Below are 18,421 nucleotides of genomic sequence, written 5' to 3' on the forward strand. Positions count from 1 at the left end.
GCAGAAGAAGCACCGGTCGTAGAAGAACAATCAGTTGTAGAAGAACAATCAGTTGTAGAAGAAGCACCTATTGCAGAAGAACAACCAGTTGCAGAGGAAGCACCGATTGCAGAAGAACAGCCAGTTGCAGAAGAAGCACCGGTCGTAGAAGAACAATCAGTTGTAGAAGAAGCACCGATTGCAGAAGAACAGCCAGTTGCAGAAGAAGCACCGGTCGTAGAAGAACAGCCAGTTGTAGAAGAAGCACCGATTGCAGAAGAACAACCAGTTGCAGAAGAAGCACCGGTCGTAGAAGAACAACCAGTTGCAGAAGAAACATCGGTCGTAGAAGAACAACCAGCTGCAGAAGAAACACCGATTGTAGAAGAACAACCAGTTGTACAAAAAGAAGAACCAAAACGTGAGAAAAAGCGTCACGTACCATTTAATGTTGTTATGTTGAAACAAGATAGAGCGCGATTAATGGAAAGACATGCGTCTAGAACGAATGCAATGCAACCTTCTATGAGTGAACGAGTAGAGAATAAGCCTGTACATCAAGTAGAAGAACAGCCACAAGTGGAAGAAAAACCAATGCAACAAGTAGTAGTGGAACCACAAGTGGAAGAAAAACCAATGCAACAAGTAGTAGTGGAACCACAAGTGGAAGAAAAACCAGTGCAGCAAGTGGTAGTAGAACCACAAGTGGAAGAAAAACCAATGCAGCAAGTAGTGGTAGAACCACAAGTGGAAGAAAGACCAATGCAACAAGTAGTAGTGGAACCACAAGTGGAAGAAAAGCCAATGCAGCAAGTAGTGGAGCCACAAGTGCAGCCAGTACAACAAGTAGTGGCAGAGCAAGTACAAAAGCCAATTTCAAGTACGGAAGTAGAAGAGAAAGCATATGTTGTAAATCAAAGAGAGAATGATGTGCGCAATGTATTGCAAACGCCACCGACGTATACGATTCCATCATTAACATTACTATCGATTCCGCAGCAAGCAGCGTTAGATAATACGGAATGGTTGGAAGAACAGAAAGAATTATTAGATACAACGTTTAATAATTTCCACGTTGGCGCACATGTTATTAATGTATCGCAAGGTCCAGCAGTAACTCGTTTTGAAGTACAGCCAGACCCAGGTGTAAAAGTAAATAAAATTACAAACTTAAGTGATGATATTAAGCTAAGTTTAGCTGCGAAAGATATTCGTATTGAAGCGCCGATTCCAGGGAAGAGTGCGATTGGAATCGAAGTTCCCAATAAAGAAAGTAAGCCAGTATTTCTTCGTGAAATTTTAAGAAGTCCTGTGTTTACAAAGAGTGAATCACCGCTTACAGTTGCGCTTGGACTTGATATTTCAGGTGATCCAATTGTAACGGATATTCGAAAAATGCCACACGGACTTATTGCGGGTGCAACAGGGTCAGGTAAAAGTGTGTGTATTAACGCCATTTTAACGAGCATTTTATATAAAGCGAAACCACATGAAGTGAAGTTAATGTTAATCGATCCGAAGATGGTTGAGCTTGCACCATACAATTCTGTTCCACATCTTGTAGCACCTGTTATTACGGATGTAAAAGCAGCGACAGCTGCATTAAAATGGGCAGTTGAAGAAATGGAGCGCCGTTATGAATTATTTGCGCACGCAGGAGCTCGTGATTTAACTCGTTACAATACGATTGTAAGTGAGCGAGAAATTCCGGGAGAGACATTACCTTATATCGTTATTGTCATTGACGAGCTAGCCGACTTAATGATGGTAGCACCTGGTGATGTTGAGGAAGCGATTTGTCGTATTGCGCAAAAAGCACGTGCTTGTGGTATTCATTTATTAGTAGCGACGCAGCGTCCATCTGTAGATGTTATTACAGGTTTAATTAAGTCGAACATTCCAACGCGTATTGCGTTTACTGTATCATCTCAAGTTGATTCGCGTACGATTATTGATATTGGGGGCGCGGAGAAATTACTTGGCCGTGGTGATATGTTATTCTTAGGGAACGGTACATCTAAGCCAGTTCGTGTACAAGGTGTATATGTATCGGATGATGAGATTGAAAAGACAGTTGATCATGTGAAAAAGCAAATGAAGCCGAATTACTTATTTAAGCAAGAGGATTTATTAGCGAAAACAGAACAAGCCGAGTCGGAAGACGAATTGTTCCTTGATGCATGTCAATTTGTTGTAGAACAAGGGGGAGCGTCCACATCTTCTGTACAGCGAAAATTCCGCATCGGTTATAATCGCGCGGCACGTCTCATTGAAGAGATGGAATCGCAAGGAATTATTTCTGAAGGTAGAGGAACGAAGCCAAGAGACGTCCTTATTTCTGAGGATGAATTTGCCGCTATGCAGGAAACAAATGTATAGTAAACGGTTTTGCTGTATACTAAGAGAAAATGTTGGATAGTAAAGTAGGGAGTAAAGCGACATGAAAGAAATTGAATTAAAATTAAAAGGTGAAATAAATAGACTAACAAATAAAACATTTAAATTTGACGAACGCGTTGGAGAAGGTTGGTTCTCTGCCGTTTACTTTTTAAAGACTAGAGAAATCATCGAAGAATTTCGCCCGAAAAGTGTTGTAACGATGCAATTTTTCCAAAAGGAAAATGCAGTTCTTTGCGGAACAGATGAAGTTATTGCATTGCTACAAACATTCGCTAAAAATCCTGAGGAACTTGAGATTAACTCTTTAAAAGATGGCGATAAAATTAGTCCATTTGAAACAGTGTTAACAATTCATGGTCCTTATGAAAATTTCGGATTTTTAGAAGGTGTTATTGATGGGATTTTAGCTCGTCGTACATCGGTTGCAACAAACGTATATAACGTTGTCCAAGCTGCGCGTAGCGTAGATAAAGAAAAACCAGTTATTTTCATGGGAGACCGTGATGATCATTATACACAACAAGCTGGTGACGGTTATGCAGCATACATCGGTGGTATGAGCGCACAAGCGACGCATGCGATGAATGAATGGTGGGGCAAAAGTGGTATGGGGACAATGCCTCACGCATTAATTCAAATGTTTAATGGTGATGTTGTGGAAGCGGCAAAAGCATATCATAAAAAATTCCCAGAAGATGAATTAGTTGTATTAATTGATTACAACAATGATGTCATTACAGATGCACTTCGCGTAGCACGTGAATTTGGATCAACATTAAAAGGTGTACGTGTAGATACGTCTCGCACGATGATTGATCAATACTTCATTCGCCACCCAGAAGTACTTGGAACATTCGATCCACGTGGTGTAAACCCATCGCTTGTATTCGCACTTCGTAAAGCACTTGATGAAGAAGGATTCCAGCATGTAGACATCGTTGTAACTGGTGGATTTGATGAGAAACGTATTCGTGAATTTGAAGCTCAAAACGTACCTGTTGATATATACGGAGTAGGAAGTAGCTTATTAAAAATGAATATTGGCTTTACTGGTGATAACGTAGAATTAAATGGAAAACCGGAAGCGAAAGCTGGTCGTAAATATCGTCCAAACCCACGTCTAGAACGTGTTCAATTAGAAAAAAGAGAAGATATGTAAGAGAGAGAAAAACTGATAGGTGATTGACCCTATCAGTTTTTCTGTTATCATAGTATAGCGGCTTCTTTTTTGCTATAATGGATTTGTTATGGACATAAAAAAGAAGTACGTACGAGTTTATCCTGATAAGTGAAGGGAAGAATAACTTCACTACATCAAAAATGTATGATGATTACCAAAATAAGAAAAGATTCATATACTGTCTTATAGATAGGCCGTTGTATTAGTTCGAAATGTTGGAGGTTCTTTAAGATGACAGTTTACCATTTTGTAGGAATTAAAGGAACAGGAATGAGTTCATTAGCGCAAATTCTTCATGACATGAAGCATACTGTTCAAGGGTCTGATTATGAAAAGCGTTTCTTTACACAAACAGCGTTGGAAAAGCGTAGTATCTCGATTCTTCCTTTTGATAAAAGTAATGTAAAAGAAGGACAAGTGATTATTGCAGGAAATGCATTTCCTGATACGCATGAAGAAATCGTAGCAGCAAAAGAATTAAACATCCCAGTACATCGTTACCATCACTTCTTAGGTGACCTTATGAACCAATACACAAGTGTTGCTGTAACTGGTGCACATGGAAAAACATCAACAACTGGTTTGTTAGCCCATGTAATGCAAGGTGCACACCCTACATCTTACCTTATTGGAGATGGAACAGGGCATGGGGTAGAAAATAGTAAGTATTTTGTATTTGAAGCTTGTGAGTATCGTCGTCATTTCTTGTCTTACAATCCAGACTATGCGATTATGACAAACATTGATTTTGATCATCCAGATTATTTCACAGATATCAATGATGTATTCAGTGCATTCCAAGAGATGGCATTGCAAGTGAAAAAAGGCATTATTGCATGTGGAGATGATGAAGAACTTCAAAAAATTCAAGCGAAAGTACCTGTTATTTTCTATGGATTTGGAGAAGATAATGATTTCCAAGCACGTAACATTCAAAAGAGAACAGATGGTACTATTTTCGATGTATTCGTTCGTAATACGTACTATGATACGTTCAAAATTACAGGATACGGCAATCACAGCGTATTAAATGCATTAGCAGTAATCGCGCTTTGCCATTATGAAAATGTTGATGTAGAAGCAGTTAAGCATCAGTTAACAACTTTTGAAGGCGTAAAACGTCGCTTTAATGAGAAGCCGATGGGAGAGCAAGTTATTATTGATGACTACGCACACCATCCGACAGAAATTAATGCAACGATTGAAGCTGCTCGTCAAAAACATCCAGAGCGTGAAATTGTCGCTGTATTCCAGCCACACACATTCTCACGTACAGAAAAGTTCTTAGATGAGTTCGCTGAAAGCCTAAGCAAAGCTGATCAAGTATACTTATGTGATATTTTCGGATCAGCGCGCGAAAACAAAGGTGAATTAACAATCGAAGATCTGCAAAAGCGTATTGACGGTGCAGAATTAATTACAGATACAACAACGGATGTATTAAAGAAACATAAAAACGGCGTTCTCATTTTCATGGGCGCAGGAGACATCCAAAAATTCGAAGCAGCTTACGTAAAAGAAGTTCAAGTTGCAGAGAAGTAATAAAAAAGACGCATAGCTTAGCTGTGCGTCTCTTTTGTTGTGTTTGATTTTTATTTACGTATTGACCTAGAGCTAACTCTAGGTTGTAAGATGAATATGTAAAAACAAGGGGGAGAAAACATGTATAAAATCGGTGAAGTAGCAGAATTAACAGGGATGGGTATTCATACTTTGCGTTACTATGAGAAATTAGGATTATTACCACCACCAACGCGAAATAGCGGGATTCGTCAATATACAGAAGGTGATGTGCGCCTATTAAAATTTTTATGTTCATTAAAACAAACTGGAATGTCATTAGAAGAGATGGCTGAGTTTGCAAGTGATGGATGCATTATAGAGGAAATTAGGCAGAGGAAAGAGGAAGTGCCAGCGAAAGTAAAAAAGAGAATTTCAATTTTAACAACTCATTTAGAAAGGTTAAAAGAACAGCAAGAACAATTGCGAAAAGTTGTCCAGCTAACAGAAGAAAAGTTAGAAGTTTATTACGGTTTTCTAGAAGGAAAAGACTGGGAGGCCGACAATGAAAAATAAAGTATATGCGCAGTTATTAGGATTTGCAATATTTACTGGTGGGACATTTAACGCTTCGAAATATGCGGTGCAGTATTTCGAAGCGATTCATATAGCGGCATGGCGTTTTGGGATTGCTGCATTTGTGATGTTATGTCTGTTAAAAATACGAAAAGATTTTGAGGTGGAGGTATGGAGGCAGAATAGGGTCTATTACCTTTTTTTAGGTATTGTTGGTGTATTCGGCTTTAACTTCTTTTTCTTTTTAGGAATGAAACATACAGAAGCTATTAATGGTGCACTTATTATGGCAACAAATCCGCTTGTTACGATGTTATTAGCAAGTGTCATTTTACGAGAGAAAATAGTGAAGCGCCAAGGTATTGGAATGTTACTTGCACTACTTGGTGTTGTTTTTGTGCTTACACAAGGCTCGTTTACCGCACTACAAAATTTATCATTTTCAAAAGGGGATTTTTATATTTTATTAGGGAATATTTGCTGGGCGTTATACGGTGTACTAGGCAGAAAGTTTATTAAAACTGGCAGTCCAATACAAACTACAACATATACGATGACTATTGGTGCTCTTGCCTTTATTATGATATCTTCTACGCAAAAAAGTATAGTGCCAGTTTTGGAAATTCCTCTATTTGCTTGGGGCGCGATTCTCTTTATGGCAATTGGAATGAGTGTGCTTGGTTACTTATGGTGGAATAATGGAATTGCTCAAATTGGTGCAGCAAGGACATCTTTATTTTTTAATCTAGTGCCTGTAGTTACAATGATTATTTCTTTTGTAGAGGGAGTAAATATAGCACCCGCACAATGTATAGGGATGATATTGGTTATTACGGGAGTATTGTGTTCATCAGGTTTTATACAAATAAAATCAAAAGAAAGTGTGAATATTTAACATTTTTTGTTTATAAATGTTAGAATAATAAGAAAAATAAAAAAGGGAGCTAAAAAACATGTTCACACTCCGAGTAGACGACGAAATTGAACTACAATTATTAGAAAAGCATCATAAAGAGGAACTATATCAATTAATAAATCAAAACCGTAATCATTTAAGAAGATGGCTTCCTTGGGTAGATGGGACGAAATCTGCTGATGCTTATAATGAGATTTGTCCGATGTGGTTAAAGAAGTTTGCAGAGGGAGACGGTTTTGAAAGTGGTATACGTTATAAAGGAAAGCTCGTTGGGATGGTAGGTATTCATCCAGTGAGCTGGGGGAAGAAAGCGGCGAGTCTTGGATATTATCTTGCAGAAGATGCTGGCGGGAAAGGTATTATGACGCGTAGCGTGAAGGCTGTACTTCACTATGCATTTGAGAATTTAAAATTAAATAAAATGGAAATTAGATGCGGTGTTGAAAATATGAAAAGTCGCGCTATTCCAGAACGTTTAGGATTTAAGTTAGATGGTATTTTAAGAGATGAAGAATGGCTATACGATCACTTCCATGATATCGCTGTATATAGTTTATTAGCTTCAGAGTGGAAGGAGATTCGATGAACGAGAAGATACGCATTATTCCGTATGAAAGTACGTTTCAAGATGAAGTAGTAGATCTTATCGTTCATATTCAGCAAAAAGAGTACAATGTCCCCATTATGAAAGAAGAGCAGCCGGACCTGCTTGAAATAGAAACATTTTATCAAAGGAATCATGGCAACTTTTGGGTAGCAATTTATGATGGTAAAGTAGTTGGAACAGTAGCTTTATTAGATATTGGGAATCATCAAGTAGCGTTAAGAAAAATGTTCGTAAAAAAAGAATTTCGGGGAAAAGAGTGGGGTGCATCACATAAGTTGCTCCAAACAGCAATTTCGTGGGCTGAGAATAAAAAGCTGAAGGATATTTACTTAGGAACGACAGTGAAATTTTTAGCGGCGCATCGCTTTTATGAAAAGAATGGTTTTGAAAGTGTGAGTATAGATGAGTTGCCAAAAAGTTTTCCAGTGTTGCAGGTGGATAAGAAATTTTATAGATATATTGTTTAAGAAGGTCATGTAGAAATGGCCTTTTTTTATGAACTAAAATGGAAAAAGTGGTATAATTTAGGTTAGGGGGTACGTGTATGAACTTTCCGATTCAAAGAAGTAAGTCAGTAGTCATTTTCGTTTGTCTCACGTTAGCTTTTATGTTTGTGTATCCACTCGTCATGATTGTCGCAAATAAAGAGCAGTGGATGACAGCGTTAATTGGGATGAGTTTATGCTTCCTTGTTAATGTCCCACTCGTTTGGGAAGTATTTATTAAAAAGCATAAAGTAGAAGATGGTGTATTAAAGTACGGTATTTTAAATGACGATATCGTATTGAAAGAGATAAGAATCATTCGTCAAGTTGGAAAATACCTTGAAATTACGACAAATGCATACAAAGTACATATGGTTGCGATGCCGCAACATATGACTGAATTTTTGGCACTTATTGAGAAAGAGAATCCGCATGTGAAAATAGAAATGGTAGGGAAGAAATGAAATATGTAAAACCTTTGTTTTGTTTAGAAATATTATTTGTGCTTGTTGGTTGCACTAGAGTATATATGAAATGGGATTTGCCATTATATGTGCCAATATTAATAGGTACTATTGCAGTGGTACTTTTGTATTATTTTCACTTTCAGCAAACAAAAAGCGAGAAAAGTAGGTCTATGTAGTTAGGAGGATTAGTAATGAAAAAAGTCCTTATGTTATTTGTACTTCTGCTAACCGCATCCGTTCTTTTACTAGGATGTAGTATGAAGAAGGAAAAAGTAGATATGAACTTAGAAAAGGCGCAAAAAGTTGAAATTGAATCACTTACTGATTCCAGTGAGAAGAAAGTAATTACCGATAAGAAAGAAATTCAAAAGCTGTTTGAAGTCATGAAAATGGATAAGTGGGAAATGCAGTCGGCTCCTTTAGATACTCCGCAAGGGAAAACATTTAAAATGTACCAAGAGGATACAACAAAATTATCGGAGTCGAGTAAAGATAAAAAGGAGTTACATGAAATTGGTACGATGACAGTATATAAAGATGTCCCTTATGTTGAAGTTGAAATGAAAAATAAGAAAATGAGTTTTAAAGTGCCAGAAGATGTGGCGAAAGACTTATTAAAATATTAAAAAAACGCTCGGAAAAATTCCGAGCGTTTTTATTATTTTAAGTTCTCTGGATTTAAAGCTTCTAATTCAGGTACAACGAAGCGTCCGTCTTTACGGATTAGTACGTCGTCGAAGTAAATTTCGCCGCCGCCGTATTCAGGGCGTTGGATGCATACTAAATCCCAGTGAATGTTCGAGTTGTTACCGTTCCAAGCATCGTCGTAAGCTTGTCCAGGAGTGAAGTGGAAGCTGCCATCGATTTTTTCATCGAATAGGATATCTCCCATTGGATGTAAGATGTATGGGTTTACGCCAATTGCGAACTCACCAACGTAGCGTGCGCCTTCGTCTGTATCGAAGATTTTGTTAATGCGCTCTGTATCGTTTGCAGTTGCTTCAACGATTTGTCCGTTCTCGAACTTAAGTTGTACATTTTCAAATGTATAACCGTTGTAAGGAGATGGCGTGTTGTAAGAAACTGTACCGTTAACAGAATCACGAACTGGTGCAGAGTATACTTCACCGTCTGGAATGTTTAAATGACCTGAGCATTTAATTGCTGGAATGTCTTTAATAGAGAATGTTAAGTCAGTTCCAGGTCCAGTTAGGCGCACTTTATCTGTTTTATTCATTAATGTAACAAGGCTATCCATCGCCTTATCCATTTTACCGTAGTCTAAGTTACAAACTTCGAAGTAGAAGTCTTCGAAAGCTTCTGTGCTCATTTTAGCAAGCTGCGCCATAGAAGCATTTGGGTAGCGAAGAACAACCCAGCGTGTTTTTGGAACGCGAATGTCTCTATGAACTTTCTTACCAACTGTTTGACCATGAATTTGCATTCTTTCACTTGGCACGTCAGCTTGTTCGTTAATGTTATCGCCAGAGCGAAGACCGATATAAGCGTCCATATCTTTCATTACGCTTGCTTCATATGCAGCGATTTGTTCAAAATGTTCTTCAGTAGCACCCATTAATAAAGAGCGATCTACTTGATAATCTTTTAAAGAAACGAATGGGAAACCACCAGCTGCATATGCTTCTTTAACAAGTGCAGTTACAAGTTCTTTTTGTAAGCCAAAGTTTTCAATTAATACTTTTTCGCCTTTTTGTAAGCGAATAGAGTAGTTAATTAAATTGTATGCTAACTTTTCAATGCGTGGATCTTTCATATGTAAAGCCTCCCTACTAATTATGTATCCTCTCCTATTGTAACCTACTTAGTGGAATTTGTTGAATGATTTATGTTAAAGTTAACGAATAAGTATGAAAATTCTAATGAAAAGATAGGGATTAGAACGAAACGGAAAATGATTGTATAATAGGGGAAAGTATGAAAAAGATAAAGGAAGTGATGAAATGCAAGTTCTTTTATATGTAAGTGCAGCTATTATCGCGGTTGCTTTCGCTGTATTAGTAGTGTATGTATGCAGAACGTTGTTATCGGTTCAGAAGACGTTAGAAAACGTTGCAAGCACGTTAGAAGGTTTAGAAAAGCAAATGCAAGGAATTAGCGTAGAGACGGAGCAATTATTACATAAAACAAATGCGTTAGCTGATGACATTCAACAGAAGTCACAATCATTAAATAAAGTAGTGTCGGGTGTAGATGGAATTGGAACGACAATCCATTCTTTAAATACGAAACTTCGTAATGTATCAGAGTCTGTTACGGACGAAATTGAAAATAATGCAGATAAAGTAGCGCAAGTTGTACAGTGGAGTAGCGCAGCAATTGAAGTATACAATCATTATCGTGCGACAAGACAAGAGAAAAAGGTTGAAAAAGAAGAGCGTAAATTAGAAAGACTTGAGAAAAAAGCTGAAAAGAAAGAGAAGCGCTCTAGACTTCGTATGAGAGGTGAATCGTAATGAATATGACAAAACTTGAAACAATTGAAGAGCTTGAAGTACTAGTAGAAAAAAACGAGCCTTATGTTCTTTTTAAACATAGTACGACATGTCCTATTAGTCATGGTGCTTATACAGAATTTCAAGCTTATTGTAGTGAAGAAAGAGCGGTACCAGCGTACTACTTATACGTACAAGATGCGAGAGATGTTTCGAATCGTGTTGCAGAACAGTACAGCATGAAACATGAATCTCCGCAAGTGTTATACATAAAAGATGGGATGGTAGTATGGAATACGTCTCATTGGAACATTAAAAAAGATGTTTTAGAAGAGAATATTAAGTAAAAAGAAGCAAGCGAAAGGTGCTTGCTTCTTTTTTTTGTTTTTGTTGAAATATATTTAATGGTAAACTGTTAATAGTTCAAACTAAATAACTAGATTGTTGAAAGTAGGTTTTAAGTAATGAAGAAAATGGCATTATCCTTCGCAGTCGTAAGTTTATTACTAGGAGCTTGTAGTAATGATACGATTAGTAAGAAGGATGAAGTTATACAGAAAGATACGAAAGAAAAAAGCATGATTCCGAGAACTGCTGTTTCTAAAGATTATTATAGAACTGTAATTCCTTTAAAAGAACAAAAGGTTATAAATACAGCTAATGTAAAAACAAATTCTAAATTAGATTTAGCAGAGTATGAAAATGGTTTAATGAATATTGCAAAAGAGCAATTTGATACAGAAAACCATGTGCTTCAATTAAATCAGTATATTCCTGAGAAGTTAGTTGATGAACTAGTCGCAAAAGTAGAAGCACCCGTTTTGACAAATATTATAGAACAAGACTATTTTGGGAAACAGAATTCAAATGAATTAAGTTTATCTGGCGTTGTAATTGGGTTAGCTATGTCTTCAAGTGTATCCAATGAAGAGGCAATGTCTAAGGGGACTGAAGTTGCTAAGCAACTTATTGAAGCTATTCATAAAAATGACAAGTATAATAAATCCCCAATTACGTTTGCTATCTTTAAGCAAGAAAGTACAAGTTCTTTAAAAAATGGCACGTATATTGCTAGTGCTACCGTTCAAAAGAATGATACGAACCTTGGAAATTGGAATGCAATTGAAGAAAAAGCGTATTCATATCCTTCCGATGAATTTACACAAGCACATGGAGAAGATAATGAAAAAATAAATAAATTTGCTGAGGCAATGAAAGGTTTTTCTCCTGGAGACTTTATCCCAGTAAATGCTAAAGTTTCTTATAAGAAAAATCAAATGGATACATTAAATATGGATATTGTTATTAAATATAACGGTAAAACAGAATTAATGGCTCTTACTCAACTCGCCGCTCAAAGTATGTTAGACCAATTACCGAAAGATGCAAAAGTACAATTGCAGATAAAGTCCGAGAATAAAATTGAGGCAATTGTTATAAAAGAGAAAAACAGCGATAAACCGTTTGTTTCCTTCTTATAAAAAAAGACAGTGTTTAAACTGTCTTTTTTTACTGTAAATGAAAGGGGACGATGGGACAGGGCGTCACGTAATACGCTCCATATTTCCGCTGTACTAATCTCAAATAAAGAAACCTATTTTACCCCTTGCATTGTCGATGTAACGCATTCTACAGGGGGATGGGATCTTCTATTGCCAATTGTAGAGTACTTACAGATCCAGCGCATCAAATGCCTAGCATTGTCGATTTTTGTTGGTAAGTCGATATATTTGGAAAACTGCTGATATATTTCGAGTTGCGGTCGATATATTTGGAAAATCGCTGATATAAATTTCATGTACTATCGTACTGCTTAAAATAAGGTTTCTACTTATGAAACATCTATATTTTTACAAAAAATGCCCTTTTTTTCATAAAAAATACGAAAATACGAGAAAAGAAGCGAATTTTTTCGAAACTTTTGCGGGAAAATATTGTATGAGCCTGCGTTTTTATCGTATCATTAGTAAAAGGAAGAACTCGGGACGATTGGTGGCATCTGCAAATAGAGTTGATGTCTTTTTTTCATTCAAGTAACCGATACATAAAAATAGATAGCAAAAATAGAAGGAGTGTGCGATGAGATGAACGTAACAATATATGATGTAGCGCGCGAAGCGAACGTTTCAATGGCTACCGTATCACGCGTTGTGAACGGTAATCCAAATGTAAAGCCTACAACAAGAAAGAAAGTATTAGAAGCAATTGATCGTTTAGGATACCGCCCAAATGCGGTAGCACGTGGACTAGCAAGTAAAAAGACAACTACAGTAGGTGTTATTATTCCTGATATCTCAAATACGTTTTATGCAGAACTTGCTCGTGGAATTGAAGATATCGCAACAATGTACAAATATAACATCATTTTAAGTAACTCTGACCAAAACAAAGAGAAAGAGTTCCATTTATTAAATACGATGCTTGGAAAACAAGTGGACGGAATTGTTTTCATGGGTGAAGATATTACAGATATTCACGCTGAAGAATTTAAAAAGTCTCCAGTACCAATCGTATTAGCAGCGTCATTTGATGAGCAAAATGAAACGCCATCAGTAAACATTGATTATACACAAGCAGCTTACGACGCAATGAAGCACTTTATTGAACAAGGACATAAGCGTATCGGTTTCGTCTCTGGTCCTTTCATTGATAAAGCGGGGAGTGCGAAGAAGTTACAAGGTTATAGAAAAGCTCTAGAAGAAGCAGGTATTTCATATGATGAAAATCTTGTAATCGATGGAGATTACACATATGACTCAGGTATCGAAGCATTCGAAAAGCTTTGGAGCCTTGATGAAAAGCCAACAGCGATCTTCGTATCTTCTGACGAAATGGCACTAGGTGTAATCCACGCAGCACAAGACACTGGATTAAATGTACCAACTGATGTAGAAGTACTTGGTTTCGATAATACACGCCTTGCATTAATGGTTCGTCCACAACTTTCAACAGTTGTACAACCGATGTATGATATCGGTGCAGTAGCAATGCGTCTATTAACAAAGTATATGAACAAAGAAAAAGTGGAAGATCACACTGTTATCTTACCTCACCGTATCCAATTTAGAGATTCAACGAAGTAAGTATAAAAAAGCTCACAGCGATTGCTGTGAGCTTTTATTCGTATTCAGGATAGTATGCTTTTACTACAGTATCCACCGTTTCATTTTTCTTAACGTGTAAAAATCTTGCGTATAATTCTTTTCCAGTTTCAAATGGTGTATCGTCTAATTCAAACACATGTAATAGTTTTCGAAACGCCCACGTTACTTGCTCACCGTACATATTATCGTACGTGTGCTCAGACTGTATAGCGATTTGTTCACCTAGTGCATGGGCCTCTTCCAAACTGTGTGCCTTAACAAGAATAATACTTTCTTCAAAAAGTGTATCGTGATTTTCTTCATAATGCTCATCTATTTTCGTAGGATCAGGCTCACCAGAATGAACAGATTCAAACAATAATTTTACAGCGTACATATTATGCTGCATGTTTCACTCTATAAATAATACTTGCGACAAGTGAAGCAGGTATTGTAAATACGTTACTTTGGTAATGGTAATGTATTTGGGATTCTTCATAAGACATGTTGTCATATAGTTCGTTTTGTGACATATTCATTTTCTTCTGTTTTTCTTTGAGTATTTTAATGTAGTTATACTGTATTGGGACGAGAATGATGAAATAGGCTAATACGATTAGTGAAATCCAAATCATTATGAACACTCCCTTATAAAGAATATTTATATATGGTAATTATATCAATATATATGAAAAATATCCATTTTTTTCTGGTAGTCAATTTCCTTTCCAAAATGCAAAAAGTTCATCAGGACTTCGTAAATTATGTTCAAGACATGTTTGTGCAATGTGTTTAAAGTTTTGTATGAATTGTTCTAACCTAGAAGGATTATATTGTTTCACATTGCCAGCAATAATAGTTTCATCTTTATCTAAGTTAAGTGATATTTTTAGCGAAGTTATATTTGTTTTTAGTTGTACAACTTCCATGTAAAAAAACTTTTTGTCTAAGTCAATTATAATATAATCATATCGCTCTACTTGTTTAAAGTATCCTACAACATCATCTTCCAATTGAAACCCTCCCAAGTACTATAGCGTATCTGGAAGACTTCTATATAGATTGTATGATTCCTTGTTATATGTCACATAAGTGGAAAAATAACTATTATAGGGCAATGTCATGTATAATAGAAAGAAAAGGCTTGTGAGGGGGGAGAAGAGATGATCGTTCTTTGGATAATTACGCTTTGTATGACTGCTATTTTTGCATATATGACGTTAAAACAAAATGGTTTCAAGCGATTTGTTCCAGGAAGTATTCTTGCAGGAATTGCCCTTATCACGTATGTAATTTCTATTTTTATTGAAAGTGTATCAGTGGATATGAGCACAAGTTTAATGTTTATCGGTATTACACTATTTGCAAGTAGTATTATGGTACTTATGGTTGCTGGTATTATCTTATTTATTCATATGAATTCGGAAACGTTATAGCATATAGAAAAGGCATGTCCCTCTCGGGACATGCCTTTTTATCCGTTCAATTATGCTCTATCTTTAGAAGAATTTTGTTGTTTTAATAAGTCGCGAATTTCGCTAAGAAGTTCTTCTTCTTTTGTTGGTTCTGGAATTTCTTCTGTCTTTTCTTCTTCTTTTTTAGATGTTAGTTTGTTGAATACTTTAACAAACATAAAGATAGCTGCTGCAATAATTAAGAAATCAAAAATAGTTTGGATGAAGTTACCGTACATAATAGATGACTTACCGAATGTAAGTTTTAAATCTGTAAAGTCAACGCCACCTAATACCATACCAAGTAATGGTGTAATAACATCTTTTACTAAAGAACTAACGATTTTACCGAATGCAGCACCGATTACAACCCCGACAGCTAAATCAACGACATTCCCTTTGAAAGCGAACTTTTTAAACTCGTTCCACATGTGTTAATCCCATCCTTTCCACGATTCATTATGAAATTTATAATTCCTATCAACATATTCTATAGAAATTTGCGTGAGAAATAAAGGGGGGATGGGAATGAAAGTAAATTCTGAAAAATGTATCCGTTTTAATTTTTGTTTACATTATTCAGCAGAGATTGGAGCATTTGCTGCGTTTTTAATCCTTCTAATCCATCTACTAACGGCTTTGTGTCTCCGTGTACACAGTCAATAAAATGATGAACAGCATCTTCAAAACCGCGTTGTTTTAACGTTGTTTCCCATGAGGGGGAACCACTTTGTGAAACAGAGTTTTCCTGTTCAACTTCAAATGTGTTCATGTTTTTTACACGAATGATTTTTCCCGCCGTTACAAGTTCAATTTGTTCTAAATTTGTACCGGCATGGCGGTGCATTGCGGTAGAAAGTAACAGTCCATTTGCAGTTGTATATGTATGATGTCCGTAAAGAAGTTCATTCTTTTCATTGATTTGCATCATATTATGAACGACGTTAAGCTCATCGTTAGCTAACCAACGAGCAGTATCTACAATATGTAAGTAATCATCTAACACCGTAAAGTCGTACGTATAGGGCCCGACTTTATTTGTACGATGCTTTTCAATTCGAATCCATGAAATATGATGTGCTTGCTCTTTTGCTGCAACATACATAGGAACGAAGCGGCGATTAAATCCGACCATTAACTTTCGGTTATATTTTTCGCTCAACTCGACTAGCTTCTCAGCTTGTTCTACTGTAGCAGCTAGCGGCTTATCAACATAAACGTCGATTCCTTTTTTCAGAAGTTCAGAAACGATTTCATAATGAGTAGCAGTTGAACTATGAACGAAGATTGCATCGCATTCCGAAGCTAACGTTTCAATAGAATGGAAGTCTTGAATGCGGTATTGCTGGCAAACTTGTTTCCTTTTCTCCGCGTTAGGTGTAAACGCTCCTACAAAATTCCAATCTGTTTCTTTAGTAAGTGTTGGAAGATAAGCTTTTTGTGCAATACTTCCAAGTCCAATCATCCCAATGTTAGGCTTATTCATATGTATTCCCACCGATACGATAAACTTAACTAAATCTATACAATTTAATCAAATTTATACAAGTTAGTGCTTCATCGTGTTCTCGCAGCCCCAAAGGGACGAGGGGTATAACACTCCACACGAGGCAGTATCGTTACCTCCTATTATCAAGCATTTATTTTACCCATCTTGATAAATTTATCGACGCATTTACATCCCTATCGTGATAGCTATTGCATGAAGCACAACGCCACTCACGTATTTTTAAACTCCACTGTCCTTCTGGTTGAACTGAATGGTCGTATTTTACTCCGCAACATGAACAAATCTTGCTTGAGGCGAACCATTTATCAGCTTTTACATACGCAATGCCGTACTTCTCGCACTTGTATGATAAACATTGAAAGAAGAAGTTTAATTTTTGAAAGGAAAGTGCCTTCGATAGTTTTTTGTTTTTTAACAGGTTTGAAATAGATAAGTCTTCCACTACAATCCTCATTGGTTTGGTTTTCACCAATTTAGCTGTTGCTTGATGGATATGGTTATTTCGGATATTCGTAATTTTCCTAGATAACCGCAGGTGCTCCGCTTTCGCTTTTTCATATCCGGCAGATTGAATTTTTACACCTTTTTTAAATCTCCTAGACATATCTCTTTGCGCTAACTTTTTCCTTTTCAAAAGTTTTTTAACCTTGGCATCTTTGTTTATATTTCGTTCTTTCATACCATTAGAAGCTACAAAAAGTTCTTTTAAACCAACATCCACACCAATCGATTCATTCGTTAGTTCTTGTGATTCAAAGTCTTCTTGGAATCCTACACTAATCCACCAGTGACGACCATCAAAGGTAACTCTTGGATTGGATGGTTTTTTATTTCTTGGTAGTTGTTGGCTTGTTTTCACTTCTCCAATAGACTGAATATGAACGACTTTCTTTCCTATAAGCAGTCTTTCATAATTGGCATAAAATCCTTGGATTACATCTTTTTTGGATTTATAAGAAGTGTGAGAACCATTTTTGTACTTTTTGAACGAATGTTTTCTCGCCGTATCAAAATCTTTTGAAGCCTGTTTAGGAACTTGTGCATTAATGTCTTTTAACCACTCATATCTCTTTCGCTTCTTGATCTTTGTAAATCGTTTCTGTAAAGCTAACTGTGAAACAGATTTTCCAAATAGCTTATAATATCTATCACTCATTCTTTTACAATAGTTATAAGCGAATCTTGCAGCTCCAGCATGGTTTCTAAGCACTTGTTCTTGTTCAGGCGTTGGAATCAGTCTGACTTTCTTCGCCAATATCATCAGAATGTAACTCCTTTAATGAAAGATTTGTTCTTCTGAATCGTAGCGTGTTCCACCAGCATTCTTCTGAGACTACTCGGATGCAAACCTGTTAATTCTGATACTTGACTAACTCGTAAAAATTTCATTATTATTCTTACCTCATTAAACTCACATTAGCACATACGTTCTATAAATTCAATGAGGTTTGATAGATTTAATTAAATGTATCTCGTTCAACTAAGGGCGCAATTCCTTAGCCAGTTCTCTTATGAACTTCTCATGTTTTCACATGAGCGCAGACTATATGTTTATCTCTTTAGAGATAGAGGATTTTTCCACCACCATAGGCTTGTGGTGTACTCTCGTCAGTTATACGAGATAGTCGTTGAACGTTCATCTTATCACTTTTGACTTAGATGATTCAAGGCGGAAGACCCATTGTACTAGTGTTTAGGATTTAACCTTGCACGATCTGATTGATTTTTTCTGCTTTCGCAACATTCACGCTCGCCATTTCTAGCCACGTTGTAGTTCAATCAGCTTTAGGGATTGCCCGCAGTTAACCCTC

General features: G+C 36.6%; 22 protein-coding genes and 1 pseudogene. 16 read left to right on the forward strand and 7 right to left on the reverse strand.

The genetic code is table 11. The features are described 5' to 3' along the window. From MR147_RS16060 to MR147_RS16105, 10 genes are all read left to right on the forward strand, one after another. On the forward strand, window positions 1-2,358 hold a 2,358-nt coding region (locus MR147_RS16060; protein ID WP_277930784.1), incomplete at its 5' end, for a DNA translocase FtsK. Between the two features lie 61 nt (window positions 2,359-2,419). Further along, window positions 2,420-3,538, forward strand: a complete 1,119-nt coding sequence (locus MR147_RS16065) for a nicotinate phosphoribosyltransferase (protein WP_000658369.1) — start codon at window positions 2,420-2,422, stop codon at window positions 3,536-3,538. A 252-nt stretch (window positions 3,539-3,790) separates the two neighbouring features. Next, a complete protein-coding gene (gene murC / locus MR147_RS16070; protein WP_000219470.1) occupies window positions 3,791-5,101 on the forward strand; it encodes a UDP-N-acetylmuramate--L-alanine ligase in 1,311 nt (436 codons plus the stop codon). 120 nt (window positions 5,102-5,221) lie between these two features. Further along, window positions 5,222-5,635: a MerR family transcriptional regulator gene (locus MR147_RS16075; protein WP_242304528.1), complete on the forward strand. Its 414-nt coding sequence runs from the start codon at window positions 5,222-5,224 to the stop codon at window positions 5,633-5,635. After that, on the forward strand, window positions 5,625-6,530 hold the full coding sequence (locus MR147_RS16080; protein WP_242304530.1) for a DMT family transporter: 906 nt from the start codon (window positions 5,625-5,627) through the stop codon (window positions 6,528-6,530). Before MR147_RS16075 ends, MR147_RS16080 begins: the two co-directional genes overlap by 11 nt. Before the next feature lie 58 nt (window positions 6,531-6,588). After that, a complete protein-coding gene (locus MR147_RS16085) occupies window positions 6,589-7,137 on the forward strand; it encodes a GNAT family N-acetyltransferase (RefSeq protein WP_242304532.1) in 549 nt (182 codons plus the stop codon). Next, window positions 7,134-7,625, forward strand: coding sequence for a GNAT family N-acetyltransferase (locus MR147_RS16090; RefSeq protein ID WP_061132037.1), 492 nt, complete (start codon window positions 7,134-7,136; stop codon window positions 7,623-7,625). Before MR147_RS16085 ends, MR147_RS16090 begins: the two co-directional genes overlap by 4 nt. Window positions 7,626-7,702: 77 nt before the next feature. Further along, a complete protein-coding gene (locus tag MR147_RS16095) occupies window positions 7,703-8,107 on the forward strand; it encodes a PH domain-containing protein (protein WP_242304534.1) in 405 nt (134 codons plus the stop codon). Beyond that, the gene (locus tag MR147_RS16100; RefSeq protein ID WP_242304536.1) at window positions 8,104-8,286 is read left to right on the forward strand and encodes a hypothetical protein; all 183 of its coding nucleotides are present in this window, start codon (window positions 8,104-8,106) and stop codon (window positions 8,284-8,286) included. The genes MR147_RS16095 and MR147_RS16100 overlap by 4 nt, the downstream gene beginning before the upstream one ends. Before the next feature lie 15 nt (window positions 8,287-8,301). Beyond that, a complete protein-coding gene (locus MR147_RS16105) occupies window positions 8,302-8,736 on the forward strand; it encodes a hypothetical protein (protein WP_074606464.1) in 435 nt (144 codons plus the stop codon). Window positions 8,737-8,768: 32 nt separating this feature from the next. Here MR147_RS16105 and MR147_RS16110 read toward each other — a convergent pair whose 3' ends face one another. After that, window positions 8,769-9,884, reverse strand: a complete 1,116-nt coding sequence (locus MR147_RS16110; protein ID WP_242304538.1) for an aminopeptidase — start codon at window positions 9,882-9,884, stop codon at window positions 8,769-8,771. Between the two features lie 187 nt (window positions 9,885-10,071). Here MR147_RS16110 and MR147_RS16115 point away from each other — a divergent pair, with 187 nt between their 5' ends. From MR147_RS16115 to ccpA, 5 genes and pseudogenes are all read left to right on the forward strand, one after another. Next, on the forward strand, window positions 10,072-10,584 hold the full coding sequence (locus MR147_RS16115; protein WP_001197726.1) for a DUF948 domain-containing protein: 513 nt from the start codon (window positions 10,072-10,074) through the stop codon (window positions 10,582-10,584). Next, a complete protein-coding gene (gene ytxJ, locus MR147_RS16120; protein ID WP_074606466.1) occupies window positions 10,584-10,910 on the forward strand; it encodes a bacillithiol system redox-active protein YtxJ in 327 nt (108 codons plus the stop codon). The genes MR147_RS16115 and ytxJ overlap by 1 nt, the downstream gene beginning before the upstream one ends. A gap of 117 nt (window positions 10,911-11,027) precedes the next feature. Next, the gene (locus tag MR147_RS16125) at window positions 11,028-12,044 is read left to right on the forward strand and encodes a CamS family sex pheromone protein (protein ID WP_000738019.1); all 1,017 of its coding nucleotides are present in this window, start codon (window positions 11,028-11,030) and stop codon (window positions 12,042-12,044) included. A gap of 39 nt (window positions 12,045-12,083) precedes the next feature. Next, a pseudogene (locus tag MR147_RS16130) lies at window positions 12,084-12,221 on the forward strand (bifunctional 3-deoxy-7-phosphoheptulonate synthase/chorismate mutase); the annotation flags it as partial. Window positions 12,222-12,647: 426 nt separating this feature from the next. Beyond that, window positions 12,648-13,646 (forward strand): catabolite control protein A, encoded by a 999-nt coding sequence (gene ccpA / locus MR147_RS16135; protein ID WP_001103286.1) that lies wholly within the window; start codon window positions 12,648-12,650, stop codon window positions 13,644-13,646. 34 nt (window positions 13,647-13,680) lie between these two features. Here the strand turns inward: ccpA and MR147_RS16140 are convergent, their stop codons facing one another. The 3 genes from MR147_RS16140 to dhp61 form a co-directional block, all read right to left on the reverse strand. Beyond that, the gene (locus MR147_RS16140) at window positions 13,681-14,043 is read right to left on the reverse strand and encodes a DUF4288 domain-containing protein (RefSeq protein ID WP_139302708.1); all 363 of its coding nucleotides are present in this window, start codon (window positions 14,041-14,043) and stop codon (window positions 13,681-13,683) included. 1 nt (window position 14,044) lies between these two features. Then, window positions 14,045-14,281: a DUF3949 domain-containing protein gene (locus MR147_RS16145; RefSeq protein WP_000637881.1), complete on the reverse strand. Its 237-nt coding sequence runs from the start codon at window positions 14,279-14,281 to the stop codon at window positions 14,045-14,047. Between the two features lie 81 nt (window positions 14,282-14,362). Continuing rightward, complete coding sequence (gene dhp61, locus MR147_RS16150; protein ID WP_242304540.1) at window positions 14,363-14,659, reverse strand: protein Dhp61; 297 nt, start codon at window positions 14,657-14,659, stop codon at window positions 14,363-14,365. A gap of 150 nt (window positions 14,660-14,809) precedes the next feature. Here dhp61 and MR147_RS16155 point away from each other — a divergent pair, with 150 nt between their 5' ends. Continuing rightward, complete coding sequence (locus tag MR147_RS16155; protein WP_242304542.1) at window positions 14,810-15,082, forward strand: DUF3917 domain-containing protein; 273 nt, start codon at window positions 14,810-14,812, stop codon at window positions 15,080-15,082. 50 nt (window positions 15,083-15,132) lie between these two features. On the opposite strand, the gene mscL is transcribed toward MR147_RS16155, so the two are convergent. From mscL to MR147_RS16170, 3 genes are all read right to left on the reverse strand, one after another. Then, on the reverse strand, window positions 15,133-15,531 hold the full coding sequence (gene mscL / locus MR147_RS16160) for a large-conductance mechanosensitive channel protein MscL (RefSeq protein WP_074606472.1): 399 nt from the start codon (window positions 15,529-15,531) through the stop codon (window positions 15,133-15,135). A gap of 128 nt (window positions 15,532-15,659) precedes the next feature. Continuing rightward, the gene (locus MR147_RS16165; protein WP_242304544.1) at window positions 15,660-16,586 is read right to left on the reverse strand and encodes a Gfo/Idh/MocA family protein; all 927 of its coding nucleotides are present in this window, start codon (window positions 16,584-16,586) and stop codon (window positions 15,660-15,662) included. 154 nt (window positions 16,587-16,740) lie between these two features. Further along, entirely contained in the window at window positions 16,741-17,871 is a 1,131-nt protein-coding gene (locus tag MR147_RS16170) for an RNA-guided endonuclease InsQ/TnpB family protein (protein ID WP_242304546.1), read from the reverse strand. Window positions 17,872-18,421: the final 550 nt, after the last annotated feature.

It is taken from the genome of Bacillus cereus group sp. BfR-BA-01350 (genome assembly GCF_022663775.1).
Taxonomy (GTDB): Bacteria; Bacillota; Bacilli; order Bacillales; family Bacillaceae_G; genus Bacillus_A; species Bacillus_A paranthracis.